The 26167-nt window shown below is 67.8% G+C and carries 26 protein-coding genes; 12 read left to right on the top strand and 14 right to left on the bottom strand.

Annotation, left to right across the window (positions count from 1 at the left end; all coding sequences use genetic code 11):
* Positions 1 to 11 precede the first annotated feature (11 nt).
* Complete coding sequence (locus LXM88_RS08580) at positions 12 to 914, bottom strand: NAD kinase (protein ID WP_262541068.1); 903 nt, start codon at positions 912 to 914, stop codon at positions 12 to 14.
* Between the two features lie 131 nt (positions 915 to 1045).
* Here LXM88_RS08580 and hrcA point away from each other — a divergent pair, with 131 nt between their 5' ends.
* The 3 genes from hrcA to LXM88_RS08595 all read left to right on the top strand — a co-directional run bounded on the left by hrcA (position 1046) and on the right by LXM88_RS08595 (position 3760).
* Entirely contained in the window at positions 1046 to 2068 is a 1023-nt protein-coding gene (gene hrcA / locus LXM88_RS08585) for a heat-inducible transcriptional repressor HrcA (protein WP_096472512.1), read from the top strand.
* A 135-nt stretch (positions 2069 to 2203) separates the two neighbouring features.
* Entirely contained in the window at positions 2204 to 3268 is a 1065-nt protein-coding gene (hemH, locus tag LXM88_RS08590; protein WP_262541069.1) for a ferrochelatase, read from the top strand.
* An 84-nt stretch (positions 3269 to 3352) separates the two neighbouring features.
* On the top strand, positions 3353 to 3760 hold the full coding sequence (locus tag LXM88_RS08595) for an RNA-binding S4 domain-containing protein (protein ID WP_047899865.1): 408 nt from the start codon (positions 3353 to 3355) through the stop codon (positions 3758 to 3760).
* On the opposite strand, the gene LXM88_RS08600 is transcribed toward LXM88_RS08595, so the two are convergent.
* Positions 3732 to 3893: a hypothetical protein gene (locus tag LXM88_RS08600; RefSeq protein WP_006476841.1), complete on the bottom strand. Its 162-nt coding sequence runs from the start codon at positions 3891 to 3893 to the stop codon at positions 3732 to 3734. The two genes, LXM88_RS08595 and LXM88_RS08600, sit on opposite strands and share 29 nt — an antisense overlap.
* Before the next feature lie 354 nt (positions 3894 to 4247).
* Between LXM88_RS08600 and grpE the strand changes: the two genes are divergently transcribed.
* The 5 genes from grpE to LXM88_RS08625 all read left to right on the top strand — a co-directional run bounded on the left by grpE (position 4248) and on the right by LXM88_RS08625 (position 10653).
* Entirely contained in the window at positions 4248 to 4793 is a 546-nt protein-coding gene (grpE, locus tag LXM88_RS08605) for a nucleotide exchange factor GrpE (protein WP_047899866.1), read from the top strand.
* Between the two features lie 10 nt (positions 4794 to 4803).
* On the top strand, positions 4804 to 5211 hold the full coding sequence (locus LXM88_RS08610) for a thioredoxin family protein (RefSeq protein WP_262541077.1): 408 nt from the start codon (positions 4804 to 4806) through the stop codon (positions 5209 to 5211).
* A gap of 148 nt (positions 5212 to 5359) precedes the next feature.
* Positions 5360 to 7312: a molecular chaperone DnaK gene (dnaK, locus tag LXM88_RS08615; protein WP_262541079.1), complete on the top strand. Its 1953-nt coding sequence runs from the start codon at positions 5360 to 5362 to the stop codon at positions 7310 to 7312.
* A 265-nt stretch (positions 7313 to 7577) separates the two neighbouring features.
* On the top strand, positions 7578 to 8714 hold the full coding sequence (gene dnaJ / locus LXM88_RS08620; RefSeq protein WP_262541080.1) for a molecular chaperone DnaJ: 1137 nt from the start codon (positions 7578 to 7580) through the stop codon (positions 8712 to 8714).
* 4 nt (positions 8715 to 8718) lie between these two features.
* Complete coding sequence (locus tag LXM88_RS08625; RefSeq protein ID WP_262541081.1) at positions 8719 to 10653, top strand: bifunctional anthranilate synthase component I family protein/class IV aminotransferase; 1935 nt, start codon at positions 8719 to 8721, stop codon at positions 10651 to 10653.
* Between the two features lie 150 nt (positions 10654 to 10803).
* Here LXM88_RS08625 and panB read toward each other — a convergent pair whose 3' ends face one another.
* The 6 genes from panB to hda are packed head-to-tail and all read right to left on the bottom strand — an operon-like array spanning position 10804 to position 15900.
* The gene (panB, locus tag LXM88_RS08630) at positions 10804 to 11619 is read right to left on the bottom strand and encodes a 3-methyl-2-oxobutanoate hydroxymethyltransferase (RefSeq protein WP_262541082.1); all 816 of its coding nucleotides are present in this window, start codon (positions 11617 to 11619) and stop codon (positions 10804 to 10806) included.
* 43 nt (positions 11620 to 11662) lie between these two features.
* On the bottom strand, positions 11663 to 12349 hold the full coding sequence (locus LXM88_RS08635) for a deoxynucleoside kinase (RefSeq protein ID WP_262541083.1): 687 nt from the start codon (positions 12347 to 12349) through the stop codon (positions 11663 to 11665).
* On the bottom strand, positions 12346 to 12888 hold the full coding sequence (gene folK / locus LXM88_RS08640) for a 2-amino-4-hydroxy-6-hydroxymethyldihydropteridine diphosphokinase (RefSeq protein ID WP_262541084.1): 543 nt from the start codon (positions 12886 to 12888) through the stop codon (positions 12346 to 12348). Before folK ends, LXM88_RS08635 begins: the two co-directional genes overlap by 4 nt.
* 35 nt (positions 12889 to 12923) lie before the next feature.
* Positions 12924 to 14465: a polynucleotide adenylyltransferase PcnB gene (pcnB, locus tag LXM88_RS08645; protein ID WP_262541085.1), complete on the bottom strand. Its 1542-nt coding sequence runs from the start codon at positions 14463 to 14465 to the stop codon at positions 12924 to 12926.
* Positions 14466 to 14470: 5 nt separating this feature from the next.
* Complete coding sequence (locus tag LXM88_RS08650; protein ID WP_262541086.1) at positions 14471 to 15148, bottom strand: HAD family hydrolase; 678 nt, start codon at positions 15146 to 15148, stop codon at positions 14471 to 14473.
* 11 nt (positions 15149 to 15159) lie between these two features.
* The gene (hda, locus tag LXM88_RS08655; RefSeq protein WP_279613270.1) at positions 15160 to 15900 is read right to left on the bottom strand and encodes a DnaA regulatory inactivator Hda; all 741 of its coding nucleotides are present in this window, start codon (positions 15898 to 15900) and stop codon (positions 15160 to 15162) included.
* 241 nt (positions 15901 to 16141) lie between these two features.
* Here hda and purM point away from each other — a divergent pair, with 241 nt between their 5' ends.
* Together purM and LXM88_RS08665 are read left to right on the top strand one after the other, a co-directional pair.
* On the top strand, positions 16142 to 17197 hold the full coding sequence (purM, locus tag LXM88_RS08660; RefSeq protein ID WP_034182804.1) for a phosphoribosylformylglycinamidine cyclo-ligase: 1056 nt from the start codon (positions 16142 to 16144) through the stop codon (positions 17195 to 17197).
* Between the two features lie 100 nt (positions 17198 to 17297).
* Entirely contained in the window at positions 17298 to 17693 is a 396-nt protein-coding gene (locus LXM88_RS08665; RefSeq protein WP_047899878.1) for a YybH family protein, read from the top strand.
* 34 nt (positions 17694 to 17727) lie between these two features.
* On the opposite strand, the gene tet is transcribed toward LXM88_RS08665, so the two are convergent.
* The gene (gene tet / locus LXM88_RS08670; RefSeq protein WP_262541087.1) at positions 17728 to 18921 is read right to left on the bottom strand and encodes a Tet(A)/Tet(B)/Tet(C) family tetracycline efflux MFS transporter; all 1194 of its coding nucleotides are present in this window, start codon (positions 18919 to 18921) and stop codon (positions 17728 to 17730) included.
* A gap of 62 nt (positions 18922 to 18983) precedes the next feature.
* Here tet and tetR point away from each other — a divergent pair, with 62 nt between their 5' ends.
* The gene (gene tetR / locus LXM88_RS08675; protein WP_262541089.1) at positions 18984 to 19616 is read left to right on the top strand and encodes a tetracycline resistance transcriptional repressor TetR; all 633 of its coding nucleotides are present in this window, start codon (positions 18984 to 18986) and stop codon (positions 19614 to 19616) included.
* A gap of 21 nt (positions 19617 to 19637) precedes the next feature.
* Here the strand turns inward: tetR and miaA are convergent, their stop codons facing one another.
* Positions 19638 to 20612 carry a tRNA (adenosine(37)-N6)-dimethylallyltransferase MiaA gene (gene miaA, locus LXM88_RS08680; protein ID WP_262541091.1) on the bottom strand — a complete coding sequence of 325 codons (975 nt, stop codon included), beginning with the start codon at positions 20610 to 20612 and terminating at the stop codon, positions 19638 to 19640.
* Positions 20609 to 22597 (bottom strand): DNA mismatch repair endonuclease MutL, encoded by a 1989-nt coding sequence (gene mutL, locus LXM88_RS08685; RefSeq protein WP_262541093.1) that lies wholly within the window; start codon positions 22595 to 22597, stop codon positions 20609 to 20611. Before mutL ends, miaA begins: the two co-directional genes overlap by 4 nt.
* Positions 22598 to 22779: 182 nt before the next feature.
* Here mutL and LXM88_RS08690 point away from each other — a divergent pair, with 182 nt between their 5' ends.
* The gene (locus LXM88_RS08690; protein WP_262541095.1) at positions 22780 to 23463 is read left to right on the top strand and encodes a DedA family protein; all 684 of its coding nucleotides are present in this window, start codon (positions 22780 to 22782) and stop codon (positions 23461 to 23463) included.
* 86 nt (positions 23464 to 23549) lie between these two features.
* On the opposite strand, the gene LXM88_RS08695 is transcribed toward LXM88_RS08690, so the two are convergent.
* The 3 genes from LXM88_RS08695 to LXM88_RS08705 form a co-directional block, all read right to left on the bottom strand.
* Positions 23550 to 24362 carry a mechanosensitive ion channel family protein gene (locus tag LXM88_RS08695; protein ID WP_262541096.1) on the bottom strand — a complete coding sequence of 271 codons (813 nt, stop codon included), beginning with the start codon at positions 24360 to 24362 and terminating at the stop codon, positions 23550 to 23552.
* A 388-nt stretch (positions 24363 to 24750) separates the two neighbouring features.
* A complete protein-coding gene (locus tag LXM88_RS08700; protein WP_096473141.1) occupies positions 24751 to 25584 on the bottom strand; it encodes a class II glutamine amidotransferase in 834 nt (277 codons plus the stop codon).
* Positions 25585 to 25779: 195 nt separating this feature from the next.
* Positions 25780 to 26109, bottom strand: coding sequence for a carboxymuconolactone decarboxylase family protein (locus LXM88_RS08705; protein WP_034182812.1), 330 nt, complete (start codon positions 26107 to 26109; stop codon positions 25780 to 25782).
* Positions 26110 to 26167 lie beyond the last annotated feature (58 nt).

Consider the following 26167-nt stretch of genomic DNA (forward strand, 5'->3'; position numbering starts at 1 on the left):
GCGGAGGGGCGTCAGGACGCCTTGTCGTCTTCGTTCGATGCGTGTTCGTTCCAGTGCAGCTTCTTGCGCAGCGTCGAGAAATAGCTGTAGCCGACCGGGTGCAGGAACGGCACCGTGTGTTTCGAGCGGCGCACCTCGATCGTGTCGTTCAGTTCGAGCGCGGTGAACGACTGCATGTCGAAATTCACGTTGACGTCGCGCCCGCCGACGATCTGGATCGCGATCTTCGAATCGTCGGGCAGCACGATCGGCCGGTTCGACAGCGCGTGCGGCGCGATCGGCACGAGCACGATGCCCTGGAGCTGCGGATGGAGGATCGGGCCGGCCGACGACAGCGCGTACGCGGTCGAACCCGTCGGCGTGGCGACGATCAGGCCGTCCGAACGCTGGTTGTACATGTACCGGCCGTCGACCGACGCGCGCAGCTCGACCATCCCGGAGAAGCCGCTGCGGTTCACGACGACGTCGTTGAACGCGAGCGCGTGGTAGATCGGTTCGCCGTCGCGCATGATCCGGGCCTCGAGCAGCGAGCGCTCCTCGCGCTCGAACTTGCCCGCCAGCATCACCGGGACGCGTGCATGCATGTCGGCCGCCGAGATGTCCGTGATGAAGCCGAGCCGCCCGTGGTTGATCCCGATCAGCGGGGTCCGGTACGGCGCAAGCTGGCGGCCGATGCCGAGCATCGTGCCGTCGCCGCCCAGCACGACCGCCACGTCCGCACGCGCCCCGATTTCGGCCGGGGTGAGCGCCGGATAGCCGGTGATGCCGAACTCGCGCGCGGTATCGCCTTCGAAGACGACCTCGAAGCCCAGCTTCGCCAGGCTGGCAGCCAGGGTGGCGAGCGGCTCGGCGATGCCGGGCGTGTTGCTCCGGCCGACGAGCGCGACAGTGTTGAACTGATTACCGGTTTTCATGCCGGCATTACACCATAGCTCGTTGACGAAAAGAACCGGCTGTGCGACGGCGGGGCCGGATCGGGCCGGCCCGCGCAATGGTGGCCGACGCCACTCGCCGCGGTCGCGCGGTTGCGCTAAAATTTTCCACCATGCTAGATCCTCGCGCACGAACCCTCCTGAAAACCCTGATCGAACGGTATATCGCCGACGGTCAGCCAGTCGGATCGCGCACGTTGTCCCGTTACTCCGGGCTCGAGCTGAGCCCGGCAACGATCCGCAACGTGATGTCCGACCTGGAGGAGCTCGGCCTCGTGTCGAGCCCGCACACGTCGGCCGGCCGCGTGCCGACGCCGCGCGGCTACCGGCTGTTCGTCGACACGATGCTGACGGTCGAGGCACCGATCGACGCCGAGGCCGTCGCGCGGCAGGTGCAGAACACGCTGCAGGCCGGCGAGCCGCAGCAGCGGGTGGTGGCGGCCGCCGCGAGCGTGCTGTCGAACCTGTCGCAGTTCGCGGGCGTCGTGCTGACGCCGCGGCGCAGCCACGTGTTCAAGCAGATCGAGTTCATGCGCCTGTCGGACAAGCGCATCCTGCTGATCATCGTCACGCCCGAGGGCGACGTGCAGAACCGGATGCTCGCGACGCCGCGCGACTACTCGCCGTCGCAGCTGACCGAGGCGTCCAACTACATCAACGCGCATTTCGCCGGCCTGTCGTTCGACGAGGTGCGCCGCCGCCTGCGCGACGAGATCGACCAGTTGCGCGGCGACATGACCGCGCTGATGCATCTGGCGGTGACGGCCAGCACCGAGGTGCCCGACACCGAGGACACCGTGCTGATTTCCGGCGAGCGCAACCTGCTCGAAGTGGCGGATCTTTCGTCCGACATGGCGCGGCTGCGCAAGCTGTTCGACGTGTTCGACCAAAAGACGGGCCTCCTGCAACTGCTCGACGTGTCGAGCCACGCCCAGGGCGTGCAGATCTTCATCGGCGGCGAATCGACGCTCGTGCCGATCGAGGAAATGAGCGTCGTCACCGCGCCTTACGAGGTGAACGGGCAGATCGTCGGCACGCTCGGCGTGATCGGCCCGACCCGCATGGCGTACAACCGCGTGATACCGATCGTCGACATCACCGCTCGCCTGCTGTCGCTCACGCTGAGCCAGCAGTAAGCTGCGATCGCCAGCCCGATCCCGCCCCGTCATCGTGCCGCAGCGCCGCCTGCGCCGACAGTCGGCCGAACGGCACGGGGCGGCCCGCTATAATTGAGAGCCGTCCGGTCTCGTGCCCCGAGCACGTTCTTGCCCATGCGTTTCGATCTTGAGCCGCCTTCGAGCATCGCGGCCGCCCATCGCATCGGCGTGCTGCTGATCAATCTCGGCACGCCCGACGCCCCCACGCCGCGCGCGGTGCGGCGCTACCTGGCCGAATTCCTGTCGGATCCGCGGGTCGTCGAGATTCCGCAGGCCGTGTGGCAGGTGCTGCTGCGCACGCTGATCCTGCCGCTGCGCGGCCGCGCGTCCGCGAAGAAATATGCGGCCGTCTGGATGCCCGAAGGCTCGCCGCTGCGCGTGCACACCGAGCGCCAGACCGACGGCGTGCGGCACCTGCTCGTGTCGAACGGCTATCACGTGCTCGTCGACTACGCGATGCGCTACGGCAGCCCGAACATTGCGCACGCGCTCGCGCAGTTCAAGCGCTCGGGCGTCGAGCGCGTGCTGCTGATGCCGATGTATCCGCAATACTCGGCGTCGACCACGGCCACCGCGTTCGATGCCGCATTCGCCGCGCTCGCGCGCATGCGCAACCAGCCGGAGGTGCGCACGGTGCGGCACTACGCCGATCATCCGGCCTATATCCACGCGCTGGCCGAGCAGGTGCGCCAGTACTGGGCGCAGCACGGCCGGCCCGACTTCGCGGCCGGCGACAAGCTCGTGCTGAGCTTTCACGGCGTGCCGAAGCGCACGCTCGATCTCGGCGATCCGTATCACGACCAGTGCCAGCAGACGGGCGCGCTGCTGATGGCCGTGCTCGGGCTGTCGACGACAGAATGCCGCGTCACGTTCCAGTCCCGTTTCGGCAAGGCCGAATGGCTGCAGCCTTACACCGCGCCGACGCTGCGCGAGTTCGGCGAGGCCGGCGTGCGGCGGGCCGACGTGTTCTGCCCCGGTTTCACGGCCGACTGCCTGGAGACGATCGAGGAGATCGGCATGGAAGTGCGCGACGAATTCCTCGCCGGCGGCGGCAAGGCGTTCCACCGCATTCCGTGCCTGAACGGCGCGCCCGCGTGGCTCGGCGCGATTGGCGAAATCGTCGCCGAGAACCTGCAGGGCTGGCCCGTCAGGGCCGCGCAGCCCGAAACGGTGAGCTGACATGGAACGACTCCCGCGCTCATTTCATTCGTTGCGCCCCGAGGGGGCGATCCGCGTCGTTGGGGCGGCCCGGCGGAGGCTGACATGAACTACAAGATTTCCACGGAACCGGGCGCGAAGCTGCGCATCGACAAATGGCTGTGGGCGGCCCGGTTCTTCAAGACACGCTCGCTCGCGACCGATGCGGTCGACAAGGGGCACGTGAAGATCGGCGGCGCGGCGATCAAGCCGGCGAAGGAGGTGCGCGTCGGCGACGAGGTCGAGATTGCGATCGACGGCATCGTCTGGCACATTGCCGTGCTGGGCGTGTGCGACGTGCGCGGGCCTGCCAGCGTCGCGCAGACGCTTTACGCGGAAACGGAAGCGGGGCGGGCCGCGCGGCTCGCCGAACTGGAGCGGCGCCGCACGTATCGCGAGCCGGCGGCCGAACTGCACGGCCGGCCGACGAAGCGCGACCGGCGCATCATCGACAGATTTTCTGGTGGGAGCTGAACATCTGGTCGAATGTCGCCCGCGCGCTTCCGTATTCGGTCGTGCGGTCGGTGACGGCTCCCGACAGACAGATGGTGGTGGTGCCGGCAATGAGTACCAGCGCGACCACCGAAATCGCAAAGGTCAGTTTCACGGTACTCCCCTCGAGAAGACGGGTGAAAAAGGCGCCAGGTGGATGTAAGGCGACAGTCAGCTAGGGTAAACACGCTTTTCCGACGCTTGAGTGGAGTGTAGTGCAGCCGCGCTGTGCCGAGCTAGTACTTGCCGGGTAAGCGTTGTTACAGGCCGTTTCGCCCCGTCTGGCGAACGCTGCGGGGCATGCACCGGCGAGACGCGCGGTTGTTTCGCGGCATTGGCGAATGCCGGCGAATAACCCTCTTGAAATCGCAGTTTTCGCCCTTATTTGCACCAACGATGTGCGGTGCCGCCGGTTATACGGTCCGGCGGTTGCCGATTTGGCTACAACCTCTAATCGACTTTCAGCGACATGGAAAACACGCAAGAGAACCCGGCTACCCAATCGGCCGAAGACATCGGCAGCGAGAAGCAGGCGGCGCAAGGCGCTGCGCCCGCCGCCGAAGCAGCCGACGCGGCGCTCGCGGAGGCTCAAGCCAAGGTCGCCGAGCTGCAGGAGAGCTTCCTGCGGGCGAAGGCCGAGACCGAGAACGTGCGCCGCCGCGCGCAGGACGATGTCTCGAAGGCGCACAAGTTTGCGATCGAGAGCTTCGCGGAGCACCTGCTGCCCGTGCTGGACAGCCTGGAAGCGGCCGTCAGCGATACGTCCGGCGACATCGCGAAGGTGCGCGAAGGCGTCGAACTGACGCTGCGCCAGCTGACGAGCGCGCTCGAGAAGGGTCGAGTCGTCGCGATCAACCCGGTCGGCGAGAAGTTCGATCCGCACCAGCACCAGGCGATTTCGATGGTGCCGGCCGAGCAGGAGCCGAATACCGTCGTCACGGTGCTGCAAAAGGGCTATACGATCGCCGACCGCGTGCTGCGTCCGGCGCTCGTCACCGTCGCGCAGCCGAAGTAAGGCAGCCGCTATGGTTCCCGCCGGCGTCGATCCGGCCGCGTTCGACGCATTCGACATGCAGGCGCTGGCCGCCGACACGTTCGATGCGGGGATCGACGGCGCCGGCGATGCGCTGGCGGTGGTGTTCTTCTGGGGTGTCGACTGCTTCAATTGCGAGATCGCGAAGAAGGCGATGCTCGCCCAGCCCGACGCGATCCGCGCGCTGGACCTGAAGTGGTTCCATTGCAACGTGTACGAACACCATCAGCTCGGGCGCCGCTTCGGGCTGCACGGCGTGCCGACGTGGTTCTTTTTCCACCGCGGCAAGCGCCTCGGCCGCGCGACCGGCTGGCATGGTCTCGCGCAGTTCCAGGCGGCCGTTTCGGCGGCCCGCGCGAAGATCGCGGCGGCGAGCCATGAACCGGCCGCCGGCGATTGAAAAAATTTAATATCCGCATCGCCTGTCGGGTCTTGAAAACGGGCCGGACGGACGCATTTCGGGAACAGAGTTGAATTCTGGCGCGCGAAACCGCCAAAAAATGCGGGGATTCGCGCAGCAAACAGGCATTTCTGGAGATTAGGAAAAAATGGGAAAGATCATCGGTATTGACCTCGGCACCACGAACTCGTGCGTCGCCATCATGGAAGGCAACCAGGTCAAGGTCATCGAGAACTCTGAAGGCACGCGCACGACGCCGTCGATCATCGCCTACATGGACGACAACGAAGTGCTCGTCGGTGCGCCGGCCAAGCGTCAGTCGGTGACCAACCCGAAGAACACGCTGTTCGCAGTGAAGCGCCTGATCGGCCGCCGCTTCGAAGAGAAGGAAGTCCAGAAGGACATCGGCCTGATGCCGTACAGCATCGTCAAGGCCGACAACGGCGATGCATGGGTCGAAGCGCACGGCGAAAAGCTCGCGCCGCCGCAGGTTTCGGCGGAAGTGCTGCGCAAGATGAAGAAGACGGCCGAAGACTACCTCGGCGAGCCGGTCACGGAAGCCGTGATCACGGTGCCGGCGTACTTCAACGACAGCCAGCGCCAGGCGACCAAGGATGCCGGCCGCATCGCGGGCCTCGAAGTCAAGCGGATCATCAACGAGCCGACCGCAGCCGCGCTCGCGTTCGGTCTCGACAAGGCCGAGAAGGGCGACCGCAAGATCGCCGTGTATGACCTCGGCGGCGGCACGTTCGACGTGTCGATCATCGAGATCGCGGACGTCGACGGCGAAATGCAGTTCGAAGTGCTGTCGACCAACGGCGACACGTTCCTCGGCGGCGAAGACTTCGACCAGCGCATCATCGATTACATCATCGGCGAGTTCAAGAAGGAGCAGGGCGTCGACCTGTCGAAGGACGTGCTCGCGCTGCAGCGCCTGAAGGAAGCCGCCGAAAAGGCGAAGATCGAGCTGTCGTCGAGCCAGCAGACCGAAATCAACCTGCCGTACATCACGGCGGACGCGTCGGGCCCGAAGCACTTGAACCTGAAGATCACCCGCGCGAAGCTGGAAGCGCTGGTGGAAGACCTCGTCGAGCGCACGATCGAACCGTGCCGCATCGCGATCAAGGACGCCGGCGTCAAGGTGTCGGACATCGACGACGTGATCCTGGTCGGCGGCCAGACCCGCATGCCGAAGGTCCTGGAGAAGGTGAAGGAGTTCTTCGGCAAGGATCCGCGCCGTGACGTGAACCCGGACGAAGCCGTTGCAGTCGGTGCGGCGATCCAGGGCCAGGTGCTGTCGGGCGACCGCAAGGACGTGCTGCTGCTCGACGTGACCCCGCTGTCGCTCGGCATCGAGACGCTCGGCGGCGTGATGACGAAGATGATCAGCAAGAACACGACGATCCCGACCAAGCACGCGCAGGTGTATTCGACCGCGGACGACAACCAGGGCGCCGTGACGATCAAGGTGTTCCAGGGCGAACGCGAAATGGCGGCCGGCAACAAGCTGCTCGGCGAGTTCAACCTCGAAGGCATCCCGCCGGCACCGCGCGGCGTGCCGCAGATCGAAGTGAGCTTCGACATCGACGCGAACGGCATCCTGCACGTCGGCGCGAAGGACAAGGCGACCGGCAAGGAAAACAGGATCACGATCAAGGCCAACTCGGGTCTGTCCGAGGCTGAAATCGACCAGATGATCAAGGACGCGGAAGCGAACGCAGCGGAAGACCACAAGCTGCGCGAGCTGGCCGATTCGCGCAACCAGGGCGACGCGCTGGTCCACAGCACGAAGAAGGCGCTCGCCGAGTACGGCGACAAGCTGGACGCGAGCGAGAAGGAAGCCATCGAAGCGTCGCTGAAGTCGCTCGAGGAAGCGCTGAAGGACACGTCGGCCGACAAGGCTGCGATCGACGCGAAGGTCGAGGAGCTCGGCAAGGTGTCGCAGAAGCTCGGCGAGAAGATGTACGCCGACATGCAGGCCCAGCAGGCGGGTGCCGCCGGCGCGGCGGGTGCAGCGGAAGGCGCGGCCCACGCGGGTGGCGCGCAGCAGGCTGCCGACGACGTCGTCGACGCCGAGTTCAAGGAAGTGAAGAAGGACTAAGCCGGGTTGCGATGGCACCGCATGCCGCGCGCTCAAACGCGCGCGGCGCGGCTGACAAGTGACTGAAAAGCGGTCTGTCTTTCCTTCCGGATGGCCGGATCGACTCCACGCCTGGCGGGCTTCGCGGCCCTCCGGGCACATTTGTTTTTTGGCGGGTGCTGCGCGAGCCGTCCGCGGACGGCGCAGCGCCAGACGAGTCGAGAGACTTTACTGCAGGCGAAAGGAGCCGCCGCGTGCGCGATGCGTGGCGGCACAGTGAATCGATATGGCGAAACGGGATTACTACGAGGTTCTGGGCGTCGCGAAGAATGCGGGCGACGACGAAATCAAGAAGGCATATCGCAAGCTTGCGATGAAGTATCACCCTGACCGCAATCCGGACAACAAGGATGCGGAAGAGCATTTCAAGGAGGTGAAGGAAGCCTATGAAATGCTGTCGGACAGCCAGAAGCGGGCCGCGTACGACCAGTACGGCCACGCGGGCGTCGATCCGAACATGGGCGGTGCGGGCGCACAGGGCTTCGGCGGCTTCGCGGATGCGTTCGGCGACATCTTCGGCGACATCTTCGGCCAGGCCGCGGGTGGCGCTGCGCGCGGCGGCCGCGGCGGCCCGCAGGTGTATCGCGGTGCCGACCTGCGCTACAGCATGGAAATCACGCTCGAGCAGGCCGCGCACGGCTACGACACGCAGATCCGCGTGCCGAGCTGGGTGTCGTGCGAGGTTTGCCACGGGTCGGGCGCGAAGCCCGGCACGAAGCCGGAAACCTGCCCGACCTGTCACGGCCAGGGCACGGTGCGCATGTCGCAGGGCTTCTTCAGCATCCAGCAGACCTGCCCGAAGTGCCATGGCACGGGCACCTACATCCCCGAGCCGTGCGTGCACTGCCACGGGTCGGGCAAGGTGAAGGAAACCAAGACGCTCGAAGTGAAGATTCCGGCCGGGATCGACGACGGGATGCGGATCCGCTCGGCCGGCAACGGCGAGCCGGGCATCAACGGCGGGCCGCCGGGCGACCTGTACGTCGAGATCCACATCAAGCCGCACTCGGTGTTCGAGCGCGACGGCGACGATCTCCACTGCCAGATGCCGATCCCGTTCACGACCGCCGCGCTCGGCGGCGAGATCGAGGTGCCGACGCTGGCCGGCCGTGCGTCGTTCCCGGTGCCGGAAGGCACGCAGTCGGGCAAGACGTTCCGCCTGCGCGGCAAGGGTATCAAGGGGCTGCGTTCGAGCATCGCGGGCGATCTGTACGTCCATGTGCAGGTCGAGACGCCCGTGAAGCTGACCGACCACCAGCGCGAACTGCTCAAGCAGTTCGAGAAGTCGCTGGCCGAGGGCGGCGCGCGTCACAGCCCGCAGAGCAAGAGCTGGTTCGACCGTGTGAAGAGCTTCTTCGAGTAATCGCATGACTGAAGGCAGCGAGAGCGCGTCGTTCGCGCTCTTGGACGATTGCGACTCGACCGCGTCCGCGCGGTCGAGTCGCTTGTATTCCGGCTTCGTGCGCGAACGCGTGTGCACGGACCCGGCGCGGCTCGATGAAGTCGATGCGGCGGTGGCGCAGGACCTGCGCGACGGGCTGCATGCGGTGGTCGTCGGCGCTTACGAATTCGGACGCAACCTGCAACGGGCGCAGCCGGGCGATGCCCCGCTGCGCTTTTTGCTATACGCGCGCTGCGAGCACCTGTCGCGCGACGAAGTCGACGCGTGGCTCGCGCAGCAGGACGGCGGCGGCTCGCCGTCGATCGCGGGTGTCGCGCATGTCGCGAAGAGCGTGTCGCGCGACGCGTTCGACGCGGCGATCGCCGCGGTGCACGACGCGCTGCGCGCGGGCGATTCGTATCAGATCAACTACACATACCGGCTGAATTTCGACGTCTTCGGCACGCCGCTCGCGCTGTACCGGCGGCTGCGCGCGCGCCAGCCCGTGCGTTATGGCGCGCTGATCGCGTTGCCCGGCGGCGCGTGGGTCGTGTCGTGCTCGCCGGAACTGTTCGTCGAGAAGCACGGCGACGTGCTGCGCGCACGGCCGATGAAGGGCACCGCGCCGCGTTCGGCCGATCCCCGCGAAGATGCGGCGGCCGCCGCGTTCCTCGCGAGCGATCCGAAGAACCGCGCGGAGAACGTGATGATCGTCGACCTGCTGCGCAACGACGTGTCGCGGATCGCGCGCACCGGTACGGTTCGCGTGCCGGCGCTGTTCTCCGTCGAGCCGTATGCGTCGGTGTGGCAGATGACGTCGACGGTCGAGGCCGGCTGGCGCGCCGGCACGACGTTCGCGCAGATGCTGCGTGCGTTGTTTCCTTGTGGATCGATCACGGGTGCGCCGAAGCACATGACGATGCAGTTGATCGACGCGATCGAGTCGACGCCGCGCGGGCTCTATACGGGCGCGATCGGCTGGCTCGATGCGCCGAACGAAGGCGCCGGTTCGGATGCGCCCGGCAATCGCGCGGCCGGTTGCGGCGATTTCTGCCTGTCGGTCGCGATCCGCACGCTGATGCTCGATGCTACCGGCGAAGGTGCTGCCGGTGAAGGCGCGGCTGGCGCCGATGCCGAAGCACGCGATCCGGCAACGGCAACCGGCGGCCGGCGCCGCGGCACGATGGGCGTCGGCGCGGGCATCGTGCTCGACAGCGTCGCGGCCGACGAATATGCGGAGTGCGAATTGAAAGCGCGATTCCTGACGGATGCCGATCCCGGCTTCCAGTTGTTCGAAACGACCGCCGCCACGCGTGCGGACGGCATCCGGCATCTCGAGCGCCATCTCGCACGGCTGCAGCGCAGCGCGGATGCGCTCGGCTTTCGCTTCGACGCCGATGCGTTGCGCCGCGAGATCGACGCGCGCTGCGCGGCGCTCGATGGCGACGGCGCTTACCGGATGAAGCTCTCGCTCGCGAAGGACGGCACGGTCGCGATCGTTGCGGCACCGCTCAAGCCGCTGCCGGCGGGGCCGGTCGGCGTGCTGCTGGCGTCCGCCCACGGTTTCGCGGCGACCCGCGCGAGCGATGCGCTGCTGCTGCACAAGACGACGCGCCGCGCCGAATACGATCGCGCGTGGCAGGCGGCGGAGGCGCTCGGCGGCTTCGACATGCTGTTCGTCAACGAGCGCGGCGAGGTGACGGAAGGCGGGCGCTCGAACCTGTTCGTGAAGCTCGACGGCCAGTGGGTGACGCCGCCGCTGGCGTCCGGCGTGCTGCCGGGCGTGATGCGCGGCGTGCTGCTCGATGATCGCGCGTTCGGCGCGACGGAGCGCGTCGTGACCTGCGACGATCTTGCACGCGCGCAGGCGCTGTTGCTGACCAATGCGTTGCGCGGCGCGCTCGACGCGGTATTGAAGTGATGCAGCGATGACGTGATGGATCGCGCGCCGCGCGTGTGCCGATGCCGCGAACCTTCACTCATGCAGCGTACCAACAAAAGCGCGGCGCCCCGCAAAGGGCGCCGCGCTTTTTCACATCCGCGTGCCGGCAAACGAGCTGCCGGCCGCCAGTCAGAACGAATGTTCCGGACCGGGGAACGAACCGTCCTTCACCGCGCTCACGTACGCTTCGACGGCCGCCTGGATGTTCGGCTGCCCCTGCATGAAATCCTTCACGAAGCGCGGCCGCTTGCCGGGGAAGATCCCGAGCATGTCGTGCAGCACGAGCACCTGCCCCGAGCAGTCCGCGCCCGCGCCGATGCCGATCGTCGGAACGCGCAGCATGTGCGTGACCTCGGCCCCGACGAGGGTCGGCACGGCCTCGAGCAGGACGACCTGCGCGCCGGCCGCTTCGACCGCGCGCGCATCGCGCAGCAGTTGCGCAGCGCCTGCCTCGGTCTTGCCCTGCACCTTGAAGCCGCCGAACGCGTGCACCGATTGCGGCGTGAGGCCCACGTGCGCACACACGGGCACCGAGCGTTCGACGAGGAAGCGGATCGTGTCGGCCAGCCATTCGCCGCCTTCGAGCTTGACCATCTGCGCGCCCGCGCGCATCAGCTTGACCGAGTTCGCGAATGCCTCGGACGGCGTGCCGTACGTGCCGAACGGCAGGTCGGCCATGATCAGCGCGCGCGGCTGCGCGCGTGCGACACAGGCGGTGTGGTATGCGATGTCGTCGAGCGACACGGGCAGCGTGGTCGTGTGGCCCTGCAGCACGTTGCCGAGCGAATCGCCGATCAGCAGCACGTCGACGCCCGCGCGATCGAGCAGTGCGGAAAAGCTCGCGTCGTAGCAGGTCAGCATCGCGATCTTCTCGCCGGCGTCGCGCATTGCCTGCAGCTTGGGCACCGTCACGGCAGGGCGACTCGATTCCTGGAGATAGGTCATGGGAGATTCGGTTCGATGGGTGAGGAACGGCAGGCGGGACGCGTCAGCGCGTCGTCTCGCCCTTGACGAAGAATTCCTTGCGGCCGCGCATCGTCTCGATGCGCTCGATCAGCAGCGCAAGATCTTCGGGGGAATCCAGCGGGTTCAGGTGTTCCGCGGCGACCGTCAGCACCGGCGTGCGGTCGTAGTGGTAGAAGAATTCGTTGTACGCGTCGACGAGCGAGCGCAGGTACGCGTCGCTGATCTGCAGCTCCATCGGCAGCCCGCGCTTCTGGATGCGCGAGAACAGCACTTCGGGGCTCGCCTGCAGATAGACGACGAGGTCGGGCGACGGCGCCTGCGGCACGTCCACGTGCGTCGCGATCGACCGGTAGAGCTGCCATTCGTCTTCCGGCAGATTCAGCCGCGCGAAGATGTCGTTCTTCTGCGGCATGAAATCGGCAATGACGGGGCGGCCGGTTTCGAGCGCGCCGACCAGCTCGCGCGCCTGCTGCGCGCGTTGCAGCGCGAACGACAGCTGCACGGGCAGCGCGTAGCGCGCGGTGTCGCGATAGAAGCGCTCGAGAAACGGGTTGTCCTGCGGGCGTTCGAGCAGCGGCTGCATCGACCAGCGCTCGCCGAGCAGGCGTGCGAGCGTCGTCTTGCCGACGCCGATCGGGCCTTCGATCACGAGATAGCGGTGCGGGGCGCGCAAGTCGGGCGCGGTGACGGTCAGCGGAGTCGGGGTCATCGGCAGCGGTTCTTGTCGGTGTCGTCGGCCGCGGCGAGCGCCTTCTGCATCAGGCACTGGCAGGTCTGCACCTTCTCGACGCGCTGGTCCGCGACGGCGGCGAGGAACGCGTCGGCGCGGCCGCGCGCGGGGATGTCGAGTGCCGGATCGATCTCGACGAGCGGCACGAGCGCGAACGCGCGGTCGGTGAGGCGCGGGTGCGGGACGATCAGGTCGGGTTCGTCGATCGAGTCGGCGCCGAACAGCAGGATGTCGAGGTCGAGCGTGCGCGGTGCGTTGCGATACGGGCGCTCGCGCCCGAAGTGATGTTCGATCTTCTGGCAGAGCGCGAGCAGCTCGCGGGCCGACAGCGTCGTGTCGAGCTTGACGACGCAGTTGTAGTAATCGTCGCCGCCCGCTTCGAACGGCGCCGTGCGATACAGGCTCGATTTGCCGAGGACCGAGATGGTGCGCTGCTGCGCAAGGCACACCACCGCGTCCTTCAGGGTCTGGCGTGCATCGCCGAGATTCGCCCCCAGTCCGATATATGCAACCGTCATGGCATCACTTCCTACGTCGTTCGCCGGCGCGCGCGTCAGTCGTCGGAACCGTCCGCGGTGTCCGGTGCCTGCTCGGCGGCACCTTCACCCGGCTTGCGGTTTCGTGCACCGCCGCGGCGGCGCCGCTTGCGGGGCGATTTTTCCTTCGAGCCACCCTGCGTGAGCAATGCCTCGCGGGCAGCCGCGTCGCCTTCGATGAAATCCGTCCACCACTGTCCGACTTCGGCATCGAGCTCGCCGGATTCGCAGCGTAACAGGAGGAAATCATACCCCGCTCTAAATCTTTGGTGTTCCAGCAGCCGCATCGCGCTGCGGCCCGAGCGTTTCTCGAGGCGCAACTGCAGGCCCCAGATCTCGCGCATGTCGGCCGAAAAACGCTTGTGGATCGCGAGTTTCTCGGTCTGCATGTCGATCACGTCGTCCATCGCGCGATGGAGCGCCGGCACCGGAATCTCGCCTTCGGCCGTGTATTGCTCGAAGCGCTGGCGCATGTCGTGCCACAGCAGCGTCGCGAACAGGAAGCCCGGCGATACCGTCTTGCCGGCGCGCACGCGCGCGTCGGTGTTGTTCAGCGCGAGCGTGATGAACTTCTCGCCCTGCGGCTGTTCGAGCACGACGTCGAGGAGCGGCAGCAGCCCGTGGTGCAGGCCTTCCTTGCGCAACTGCTTCAGGCACGCGAGCGCGTGGCCCGACAGCAGCAGCTTCAGCATTTCGTCGAACAGGCGCGCGGCCGGCACGTTGTTGATCAGGTCGGCCAGCGCGTTGATCGGCTCGCGCGTGTGCGGCTCGATCTCGAAGCCGAGCTTCGCCGCGAAGCGCACGACGCGCAGCATCCGCACCGGATCCTCGCGGAAGCGCGTGGCCGGGTCGCCGATCATCCGCAGCAGGCGGGCGCGCATGTCGGCCATCCCGTCGTGATAGTCGAGCACCGTCTGCGTCGACGGGTCGTAGTACATCGCGTTGATCGTGAAGTCGCGGCGCGCCGCATCTTCGTGCTGCTCGCCCCACACGTTGTCGCGCAGCACGCGGCCGCTCGCGTCGACCGCGTGCGTGCGGCGATCGAGTTCGTCGCGCTTCAGGCGCTTCGGCGGCTCGGCCGATGCCGCAGCCTCGGGCGGCGCATCGACCAGCGCGCGGAACGTCGATACCTCGATCAGTTCCTGGCCGAACTGCACGTGGACGATCTGGAAGCGGCGGCCGATCAGGCGCGCGCGGCGGAACAGGCGCTGCACTTCGGTCGGCGTCGCGTCGGTCGCGACGTCGAAGTCCTTCGGCGCGATGCCGAGCAGCAGGTCGCGAACTGCGCCGCCGACGATGAACGCGCGAAAGCCTGCCTGCTGCAGCGTGTCGGTCACGCGCACGGCATTCCTCGAGATCAGCGACGGATCGATCTGGTGCACGCTGGCCGGCACGACGGTCGGCTCATGGTTGCTGCGCGGCTTCTTCGTGCCGCCGCTGCGGGCGCCTTTTGCGGCGCGCGGGGCAGCAGGGGCCGCTTCGTCGGCCGGAGCCGCTTCGGGGGGCGTTTGCTGGGCTTCGTCCTGGCCGAGCAGCTTGCGGATGAATTTTTTGATCACGACGTTCAGAATAAATCGAGGATACGCCAGCCGCGGTTGCTTGCATGCGCACGCAGCGTGTCGTCAGGGTTGGTCGCGATCGGGTCGGTGACTTTCTCGAGCAGCGGGATGTCGTTGTGCGAGTCGCTGTAGAAGTAGCTGTGCGCGAAGTCGTCCCAGTGCTTGCCGAGCGATGCGAGCCACGCTTCGGTACGCACGATCTTGCCTTCGCGATAGCTCGGCGTGCCGGTCGGCCGGCCCGTGTACGGCGAATCGGGATGCCCGTCGGTCGTTTCGACCTCGCACGCGATCAGCGTGTCGACGCCGAACGCGGTCGCGATCGGGCGCGTGATGAATTCGTTGGTCGCCGTCACGACGCAGCACAGGTCGCCCGCATCGAGATGCTGGCGCACGAGTTCGAGCGCGGCGGGCGTCATCGCGGGCCGGATCACCTCGTGCATGTACTGCTCGTGCCATTCGGCGAGCTGCGCGCGCGAATACTTCGCGAGCGGCGTGAGCATCGCCGTGAGGTACGCGTGGATGTCGAGCTTGCCGGCCTTGTAGTCGGCGAAGAACTGATCGTTCTGACGCGAGAAGCTTTCCGCGTCGACGATGCCGAGCTTCACCATGAAGCGGCCCCATTCGTGGTCGCTATCGGTCGGGATCAGCGTGTGATCGAGGTCAAAGAGTGCCAGATTAGTCATGGAAGCGCATTTTACTCGAAGCGGTTCGGGCCCGTGCCCGGTGGTGTGATGTCGTCGCCGGGACGCGCGAGCATCCGGCGCAGCAGCGGCAGCGTGACGGCGCGTTTCTGCTCGAGCGAGAAGCGGTCGAGCGCGTCGAGCAGCGCCATCAGGCTCGGCATGTCGCGGCGGAAATGGGTCAGCAGGTAGGCGGCGATGTCGTCGGTGAGCGCGATCCCGCGCTCCTTCGCCGCGAGCTTGAGCACGGCGATCTTGCCGGCGTCGGACGGCGGCGACAGGTGGAACACGAGCCCCCAGCCGAGGCGCGTGCGGAGATCCTCGCGCACGTCGAGCGCGAGCGGCGCCGCGGGGCCCGCCGCGACGAACGCGCTCGACGGATGCGCGCGGACTTCGTTGAACAGGTTGAACAGCGCGACCTGCTGCGTGTCGGTCATCCGGTCGCAGTCGTCGATCGCGTAGATGCCGATGCGCGGGTCGAACGTGAACGCGCCGAGCGGGCTCTGCGGCGTCAGGTAGCGCGCATAGCCGTACGACGCGTCGCTCACGAGCGCCTGCAGCAGGTGGGTGCGGCCGCTGCCGGGTTCGCCCCAGATGTAGAACGACCGGTCCGGCACGGGGCCCGCCGCGAGCGCGAGGTCGAGCTTTTGCAGCCGCGTGATGAGCTCGTCGTTCTCCTCGCTCATGATGAAGTTGTCGAACGTGGCGGGCGGCGGCGTGCCGAGATCGAGCGTCAGTTGACGGGACACAGTCACAATGCGGGTCGGTTGAAGATACGCGTGCCGTACGCCGGGCACGCGCCGGGGACTGCCACTCCGTGGGCTGCACGCGCGACCGCACGCACGGCGGCGCGCGGGTTTCGGCGCGGCTCGCTGGGCGATGAAAACGGGGACGTGTTGACCAAGATGCAATCCCTGACGATTCGGTGCTGGGAATTCCGGCCAACGGGCCGGCTTCGGGTAAAATCGCATTTTACCGACCTTCTCGCATTCCCCCATGAATCCTCCGAAATCCGCTCCTGACGCTCAGGGTCTGTCCTATCGCGACGCAGGCGTCGACATCGACGCAGGCGACGCGCTCATCGACAAGATCAAGCCTTTTGCGAAGAAAACCCTGCGCGACGGCGTGCTCGGCGGCATCGGCGGGTTCGGCGCGCTGTTCGAGGTGCCGAAGAAGTATCGCGAGCCCGTGCTCGTGTCGGGCACCGACGGCGTGGGCACCAAGCTCAAGCTGGCGTTTCATCTGAACAAACACGACACCGTCGGCCAGGACCTGGTCGCGATGAGCGTGAACGACATCCTCGTGCAGGGCGCCGAGCCGCTGTTCTTCCTCGACTACTTCGCGTGCGGCAAGCTCGACGTCGACACGGCCGCCACGGTCGTCAAGGGCATCGCGCAGGGTTGCGAACTGTCGGGCTGCGCGCTGATCGGCGGCGAAACGGCCGAAATGCCGGGCATGTACCCGGACGGCGAATACGACCTGGCCGGTTTCGCGGTCGGCGCGGTCGAGAAGAGCAAGATCATCGACGGCAGCACGATCGCCGAAGGCGACGTGGTGCTGGGCCTCGCATCGAGCGGCATCCACTCGAACGGCTTCTCGCTCGTGCGCAAGATCATCGAGCGCGCGAACCCCGACCTGTCGGCCGATTTCCACGGCCGCTCGCTCGCCGACGCGCTGATGGCGCCGACCCGCATCTACGTGAAGCCGCTGCTCGCGCTGATGCAGAAGCTGTCGGTGAAGGGCATGGCGCACATCACGGGCGGCGGCCTCGTCGAGAACATTCCGCGCGTGCTGCGCGAAGGCCTGACCGCCGAGCTCGACCAGAATGCATGGCCGCTGCCGCCGCTGTTCAAGTGGCTGCAGGAGCACGGCGGCGTCGCCGATGCGGAAATGCACCGCGTGTTCAACTGCGGGATCGGCATGGCCGTGATCGTCGCGGCGGCCGATGCCGACGCAGCGATCGCCGACCTGACCGCCGCCGGCGAACAGGTGTGGAAGATCGGCACCGTGCGTGCGACCCGCGAAGGCGAGGCGCAAACGGTCGTGGTCTGACGCACCGCCAGCAGCAGATGCAGCAAGGAAAGCCGCCCGGAGTCGATCCGGGCGGCTTTTTTTTCGGGCGCCGCGCGGCGCCGATGAAGGAGGGACGACGATGACCGAAGACGAACGTGCGATCCGCGAGCTCGTGGAAAACTGGTTCGTGTCGAGCCGGCGCGGCGATCTGGCGACCGTGCTCGACCTGATCGCCGACGACGCGATCTTCATGGTGGCCGGCAAGCCGCCGTTCGACAAGGCGGCGTTCGCGGCCGCGTCGCGTGAAGCGAACGCGGGTGCGGAGCACGCACCGAAGGTCGACGGCCGCTACCGGATCGACGAACTGCGCGTGATCGGCGACTGGGCGTACATGCGCAATTTCCTCGAGATCGACGCGACGCCGCCGGGCGGCGAAACGATCCGCCGCTCGGGCCATACGCTGACGATCTTCCGCAAGGCCGACGGCCGCTGGCAGCTCGTGCGCGATGCGAATCTCGTGACGCTCGCGCACTGAGCGCGGCGATGTGCGCGGCGGCGCCCGCCGTCGTTCAGGCGGAGGGCCGCGGCGCGCCAGCCGGACGCGCGCCGGCCAGCAACGGCGGCACGAGCAGATAGAGCAGCGCGGCCGCGGCCCAAACGAGCCCCGGCCACGTCGTGCGCGTCGCCGCATAGGTCGCGGTGACGACCAGCGGGCCCGCGACGCCGATCAGGCTGGCCACGCTCGCGAGCGTGCCTTGCAGTTCGCCCTGGCGCGCATCGTTGACCTGCCGCGCGAGCATCGCCTGCAGCGCCGGCAGCGTCATGCCGCCCGCCGCGAACAGCGGCAGCAGCGCGAACGGCACCCATGCGGACGTCGCAAACGCGATCGCCACGAGCCCGAGCGCGTCGCCCGCGAGCCCCAGCGCGAGTGCGCGGCGCTCGCCGAGCCGTGCGATCAGCGGCCCGATCGCGAACGCCTGCGCGAGCGCATGGCACGCGCCGTAGCCCGCGAGCGACAGCCCCGCGATCGGTGTCGACCAGCCGAAATGCTCCCGGCCGTACAGGATCCACAGCGTCGCGGGCGCCTGCGACACCAGCGCGACGATCACGTAGATGCCGATCAGCGGCACGAGCGCGGGTGCGCCGCTCAGCCGGCGCAGGCTCGCGAACGGGTTGAGCGCGGCGACCGCGCGGCCTTCGCGGGCCGAGCGCGGCCGCGATTCCGGCAGCGCGCGCCACACGAGCACGAGATTCAGCGCATTGAGCAGCGCAGCCGCGACGAACGGCGCACGGAGGTGCAGCGCGCCGAGCAGCCCGCCGATCAGCGGGCCCGCGATGAAGCCGATGCCCATCATCGCGCCGAGCTGCCCGAAGCGCTTGGCGCGGTCGGGTTCGGCCGTGACGTCGGTGACGTACGCGGTCGCGACCGCGACGTTCGCGCCCGTGATGCCCGCGATCAGGCGCCCCGCGTAAAGCCACGCGAGCGTCGGCGCGAGCGCCATCAGCAGGTAGTCGAGCGCGGCGCCCGCGAGCGACGCGAGCAGCACGGGCCGGCGGCCGAAGCGGTCGCTCAGTGCGCCGAGCAACGGCGCACACAGGAACTGCGCGAACGCGTACAGCGCGAGCAGGACGCCGTAGTGCGTGTCGGTGCTGCCCGCGCCGGCGAGCGAGCGCAGCAGGCCGGGCAGGATCGGCATCACGATCCCGACGCCGATCGCGTCGAGCAGGACCGTGGCCAGGATGGCAATCAGGGATGGATTCAAGAAGGTCACTCTATCGATGATAGAGTGGTGATTATTCCACGGTTTCCCTATCGGTGATAGAGATGAAGGACACGGGGGCGCGATTGACGCGCGACACGGTATTGCGCGCGGCGCTCGAATTGCTCGACGAGGTCGGGATCGACGGGTTGTCCACGCGGCGGCTCGCCGAGCGGCTCGGCGTGCAGTCGCCGACGCTTTACTGGCATTTCAAGAACAAGGCCGAACTGCTCGACGCGATGGCCGAAGCGATCATGCTCGAGCGCCACGACGCGTCGCTGCCGCGGCCGGGCGAAGCGTGGGATGCGTGGCTCGCCGACAACGCGCGCAGTTTCCGCCGCGCACTGCTCGCCTATCGCGACGGTGCGCGCCTGCATGCCGGCACGCGGCCGCGCGCGCTGCATTTCGGTTCGATCGAACGCAAGGTCGCGCTGCTCGGCGATGCGGGCTTCGCGCCGGATGAAGCGGTCGACGTGATGTATGCGCTCGGTCGCTTCGTGGTCGGATGGGTGCTGGAGGAGCAGGCGGACGCGGGCGACGACGCCGACGCGCCGCTGCCGGACGCGGCCGAGTATCCGCTGCTCGCGAAGGGATGGGCCGCGCTGCGCGAGCGCGGCGGCGACGAAGCGTTCGAGCGCGGCGTCGCGCTGATCGTCGATGGCGCCCGCGCGCATCTGGCAGCGCGCCAGCGCGGCTGACGCGGGCAGCCGGCGGCCCGCTCAGCCCGGCGCGCGGCCGTCGAGTACGCGTTCGAGCGCGTCGAGCGCGCGGGCCGTCGAGTCCGGCGCGATGCAGTCGACGACGATCCGCTCCGGCATCGCGCGCAGCCACGTGAGCTGGCGCTTGCAGAGCTGGCGTGTCGCGAAGATGCCCTTGTCGCGCATCGTCCGGTAGTCGGTGTCGCCGTCGAGGAATTCCCACGCCTGCCGGTAGCCGACGCAGCGCATCGACGGCAGGTCGGGATGGAGATCGTCGCGACGGCGCAGCCGTTCGACTTCGTCGATGAAGCCCGCGTCGAGCATCGCGTCGAAGCGCTGCGCGATCCGTGCGTGCAGTACCGCGCGATCCGACGGTTCGAGCGCGACCGGCACGAAGCGGTACGCGGCTGCGGCATCGTCCGCGCGCCGCGGCGCGGCGAGCAGCGCCGACATCGGCTGCCCGCTCAGCATGAAGATCTCGAGCGCGCGCTGGATCCGCTGCGAATCGTTCGGCGCGAGCCGCGCGGCCGTGTCGGGATCGACCTGCGCGAGCCGCGCGTGCAGCGCGGGCCAGCCGTCGCGCGCGGCGTCGGCGTCGAGTTTCGCGCGCACGTCCGGATCGGCGCCCGGCAGGTCGTTGAGCCCCTGCGCCAGCGCCTTGTAGTACAGCATCGTGCCGCCCGCGAGCAGCGGCGTGCGGCCGCGCGCGGCGATCTCGCCGATCAGGCGCAGCGTGTCCGCGCGGAATTCCGCGGCCGAGTACGCGTCGGCCGGGTCGATGATGTCGATCAGGTGATGCGGCACGCTCGCGCGCTCGTCGCGCGTCGGTTTCGCGGTGCCGATATCCATGTCGCGGTAGACGAGCGCCGAATCGACGCTGACGATCTCGATCGGGCGGCGCGCGGCGAGCGCCAGCGCCGCGGCCGTCTTGCCCGAAGCGGTGGGGCCGAGCAGGCAGGCGATCGTCGTCGGGGTGGAGGGCGGTGCCGCGCTCATTGGCCACGCATGAACAGGCGGTCGAGGTCGTTCAGCGTGAGCTGATACCACGTCGGCCGGCCGTGATTGCACTGGTCCGCGCGCTCGGTTGCTTCCATCTGGCGCAGCAGCGCGTTCATCTCGTCGAGCGTCAGGCGCCGGTTCGCGCGCACCGCGTGGTGGCACGCGAGCGTGCCGAGCAGTTCGTGCTGACGCTCGGTCAGCACGCGCGAGCCGCCGAATGCGTGCAGGTCGGCGAGCACCGCGCGCGCGAGCGACTGCAGGTCGGCATCCTTCAGCAGCGCCGGCACCGCACGGATCGCGAGCGTCGTCGGCGACAGCACCGCGAGATCGAAGCCGAGCGATTCGAGCGTGTCGCGCTCTTCCTCGACCGTGCCGATCTCGATCGGCGTGGCCGTCATCGACACCGGCAGCAGCAGCGACTGCACGGCGACCGAGCGATCGGCGAGCGCGTTCTTGAACTGTTCGTACAGGATCCGCTCGTGCGCCGCGTGCATGTCGACGATCACGAGACCGTGCGCGTTCTGCGCGAGCACGTAGATGCCGTGGATCTGGCCGAGCGCGAAGCCGAGCGGCTGCTCGTCGTGCGTGGTGGCGGCGATCGGCGATGCGGTGAAGCCCGGCAGCGGCGCACCCGGCGCGTCGGCCGAATCGCGGGCGAAGCTCGTCGTGCCGTCCGGCGTGCCCGCGCCGGCGTCCTTGCGACCGAACAGCGCGTCGTAGAGCGCGAGCGGCTGCGCGACGGGCAGCGTGCCCTGCGTCATCCGTGCCTGGCGCATCCAGGTGTTGCCCGATGACGACGACGGCGACGAGAAGCCGCTGCCGCCACTGCCACCGGTAGCCGGGCCGTGGCTCTGGCCGAGCGGCGTGTCCAGGAACGATGCGGGCCCGCGCGGCGCGGGTTCGAGATGCGCGGCGTGGCCGCCCGCGGTGGTTTCCGGCGACGCGCCCGCGTGGCGCGCGAGCGCGCGCTGCACTGCATGGAACACGTACTGGTGGATCGAGCGCGAATCGCGGAAGCGCACCTCGATCTTCGACGGATGCACGTTCACGTCGACGGCTTCGGGCGGCAGGTCGAGGAACAGCACGTACGACGGGTAGCGGTCGCCGTGCAGCACGTCCTCGTAGGCCGCGCGCACCGCGTGCGTCAGCAGCTTGTCGCGCACGAAACGGCCGTTGACGAAGAAATACTGCTGGTCCGCGCGCCCGCGGCTTGCGGTCGGCAGGCCTGCGCAACCGTAGACGGCGAGCGGGCCGGCCTGCTCGTCGAGCGGCAGGTGCGCGGTCGCGAAGCTGTCGCCGAGGATCTTCGCGACGCGCTGCGCGGGCTCGGTCGCGTTCCAGTGCTCGACGGCCTTGCCGTTGTGCAGCACCGAGATCGCGACGTCCGGCCGTGCGAGCGCCGCGCGGCGGATCATTTCCAGGCAGTGGCCGAACTCGGTCTGCTCGCTCTTCAGGAACTTGCGCCGCGCGGGCGTGTTGAAGTACAGCTCGCGCACCTCGATCGTCGTGCCGGTCGAGCCGGCGGCGGGCGACAGCACGCCTGTCTGCGCATCGATCTTCATCGCATGCGCGGCATCGGCCGTCCGGCTCGTGATCGACATCTCGGCGACCGACGCGATCGACGCGAGCGCTTCGCCGCGGAACCCGAGCGTCGCGACCGCCTCGAGCTCCTCGAGCGAACGGATCTTGCTGGTCGCATGGCGCATCAGCGCGAGCGCCAGCTCGTCGGGCGGAATCCCGCAGCCGTCGTCGGTGATCGAGATGCGCTTGACGCCGCCTTCTTCCAGCACGATGCGCAGCGTGGATGCGCCCGCGTCCATCGCGTTCTCGAGCAGCTCCTTGACGACCGACGCCGGGCGTTCGACCACTTCGCCCGCGGCGATCTGGCTGATCAGCTGGTCGGGCAGGGGCTGGATCGCGCGCAGCGGGCGCGGAGCGGGGGCGGGCGCGGCGCCTGCGGCCGTTTCGGTGATATCGGACATGGCCGAATTATAGCGAGGCGGCGGATGCGTGCCGGGGCGACCCGAGGTTACGTTTTTTCACGGAGCCTTAAGGTAGTTTCGGTATCATGGGTCCGTCACGCGCGCCGGCCTTGGCCGGCGGGCGCTTCCGCCAGTTCCGCCAGTTCCGGCCGTTCCGGCCCTTTCGCCTTCGAGGATCGCATTTGGATACGCTGCTTCATTTCGTCAATCTCGTCCTGCATATCGACGCATTCCTCGGCGATTTCATCCGGCAGTACGGCGCATGGGTCTATCTCGTGCTGTTCCTGATCGTGTTCTGCGAGACGGGGCTCGTCGTGTTCCCGTTCCTGCCCGGCGATTCGCTGCTGTTCATCGGCGGCGCGTTCGCGGCGACGGGCGAAATGAACGTCGGCGCGCTGATCGTGCTGCTGCTCGTCGCGGCGATCTCCGGCAACACCGTGAACTACCTGATCGGCCGCTGGGTCGGCCCGAAGGTATTCAATACGCATATCCCGGTGCTCGAACGCTTCCTCGATCGCGCCGCGCTGCAGAAGACCCACTCGTTCTACGACAAGCACGGCGGCAAGACGATCGTGCTCGCGCGCTTCATCCCGGTCGTGCGCACGTTCGCGCCGTTCGTCGCGGGTGCGTCGTCGATGAGCGCCACGCGCTTCCAGCTCTTCAACGTGATCGGCGCGCTGGTGTGGGTGCTGCTGCTCGTGCTGCTCGGCTATTTCTTCGGCAACATCCCGTTCATCCGCCAGTACCTGAACGTGATCGTGCTGGTCGGGATCGGCGCGGCGATCGTGCCGGTCGCGCTCGGCGCGGTATGGAAGCTCGTGCGCGGGCGGCAGTCGGACCATGCGCAGAAGACGGGCGGGCGCTGAGCGGGCGCGCGCTCCTTCCTTTTCGGTGCAATAAAAAAGCGTGGCAATTTGAATTGCCACGCTTTTTTTTTCGTTCGGCGCCGCCGTTATGCGTTGCGATGCGAGACCGGCGTTTCGGGCGTCGGGTATTGCGCGTCGCGGAACGTGTCGAGGATCACGCGGTTGGTGTCGCAGTACACCTGCCAGTAGTTCTCGGGCGCCGTGGACGGGCGCACGAACAGCAACGGGCCTTCCGGCGTGAACTGGAACACGCCGACGTCCGGTGCCGGGTTGGTCAGCACGTTCGGGATCTGCTGGATCGACGCTTTCAGGCGGTTGATCGCGTCGGCCGCATCGACGCCGTTCGCGATCTTCGCGGTCAGGTCGACGCGGCGGTGCGACGTTGCGCTGTAGTTCGCGATGTTGTCCGAAAAGATCTTGTTGTTGCCGACGATCGTCACGATGTTGTCGGGCGTGATGATCGTCGTGCCGAACAGGCCGAGCTCCTTCACCGTGCCCGTGACGCCGCCCGCGTTGATCACGTCGCCGATCTTGAACGGGCGCAGCACCTGCATGAAGACGCCGGCGGCGAAATGCGCGAGCAGGCCGCCCCAGGCGGTGCCGATCGCGAGGCCGAGGCCGGCGAGCAGCGCGGCGAACGAGGTGGTCTGCACGCCGAAGATCTGCAGGATCGCGAGGATCAGCAGGACCGTCAGCAGCACGCTGACGACGGAGGTCAGGTAGTCGGTCAGCGTCGGGTCGACCTTGCCGCTGCGGCGTACGACCTTGCCGAGCAGGCGGGTGGCGATGCGGATCGCCCAGCGGCCGACGAACCACAGGACGAGCGCGGCGAGGAGGTTGAGGCCGAAGTCGAGGCCGCGGGTCATCAGGAATTGCTGGGCGGTGGCGAGATCGATCATGGAGTCTCCGGGAGTGGGAAGGGGACGGGTGACGATCGAACGCAAGGGGCTCGATCGATGGGCCCTTTATAGCCGACGCGGCGCCATGAGACAACGGGCCTGGTGGCCGGCGCGTTCGTCAACGCTCGCCTGACACGTCGATCAGCAAAGATTCCTTACGTCTCGTCGTATTGCGGAGTCCGACGGAAACCGGCGCATGGAGAGCGTACGATGCGCGATCGGGCGGGCAACGAAAGGCTTGATGGGCGAGCGTCGCGAGATCGGCATGGTTTAGGCGCGCGTACGATTCGAACAACGTCGTGCTCGCGCAGGCTGCCTGCCGAACGCGATTCGGTCCGGATGCGGTTCTCGCGCCGCGCGTGACCGCGCGTCACTGTCGTGCCTGCGGCTACTTGTGCCGCGGCCCGAACGGCCGCTGCTGCACATCGGCCCCATGCGCGACGATCGCCATGCCCTCCGGCACTTCCTCCCACGCGCCGCGCAGGTCGACGAGCGGTTCGGACACGACCATGAACGCGTCGTCGCCCGCTTCGGCGATGCGCGGGTTATGCGGATACAGCTCGTGCAGGTGCTTGAACGACGTGCTGTGGAACAGCGAACGCGATTGCCGTTCGCTCGAGTAGCGCACCGCGATGATCCGTTCGCCGTCGGTCGCGCAGATCGTCATGTTGAGCGGGTTGGCCACACGATGCCGCGCGGCGGTTTCCTCGACCACGCCGACCATCCGCTCGAGCGCCGGCAGCGGCGTCTGCTCGAGGCCGTACGTCAGCGCGAGGCGGAACATCAGCTCGGAGTCGGTCGAGCCTTCGAGCGTCGGGAACAGCGCGGGATCGACCGTCATCGTCAGGTCGCGGCGCAGCTTGTGGAAATCGCGGATCAGCCCGTTGTGCGCGAACAGCCAGCGGCCGTGGCGAAACGGGTGGCAGTTGGTTTCCTGCACGGGCGTGTCGGTCGCCGCGCGGATATGCGCGATGAACATCCGCGAACGGATCGCGCGCGCGGCTTCGCGCAGGTTGCGGTCGTTCCACGCGGGATGCACGGAGCGGTAGCGGAACGGCAGTTCGTCGGGGTGCCCGTACCAGCCGATGCCGAAGCCGTCGCCATTGGTGGTCGTGGCGCCGAGCTCCGAATGCAGGCTCTGGTCGATCAGCGAATGCTTCGCGCGGAACAGCACGGTCTCGAGATGGATCGGATTACCGGTATAGGCGAGCCAGCGGCACATGGTGCGCTCCTTCACGATGGATCGTTCGCGCATGGTAGCCGACTTCGCGGGGCGGTCGCGCCTGCGCGTGCCGGGACGGTCGACCGGGCGGGCACGGCGCCCAATCCTCATACGTGCCGCATCCGTACGTGCGATGCGCAACCGCCCGGCCATGCAGCGGGGCGGCCCGCGACGGCGCCGCCGCGGCCGCCACGGTCAGTCGCCGAGCGCGTCCATCACGCGCGCCGAATACACGAGCGCCGCGCCCGCATTCAGCGCAATCGCGACGCCGAGCGCTTCCGCCACTTCCTCCCTGGTTGCGCCATGCTTCGTCGCTTCGGCCGTGTGAACGGCGATACAGCCGTCGCAGCGCGTCGTGACGGCCACGGCGAGCGCGATCAGCTCGCGCGTCTTCGCGTCGAGATGGCCCGTCTTGGCGCCGGCGCCCGCCAGCGCCTGGTAGCCGGCCAGCGTATCGGGCGACAGCTTGGCGATATCGCCGATGCGCGTCGAGAGTTCCTTCCGGTATTCGTTCCAGTTCAGCATGATGCGTCCTTTTCGAGAAGAGGTTGGGAGGGCGGCGGACGCCGCGATCTCGGGCGAT

It is taken from the genome of Burkholderia sp. S-53 (genome assembly GCF_025560745.1).
GTDB lineage: Bacteria > Pseudomonadota > Gammaproteobacteria > Burkholderiales > Burkholderiaceae > Burkholderia > Burkholderia pyrrocinia.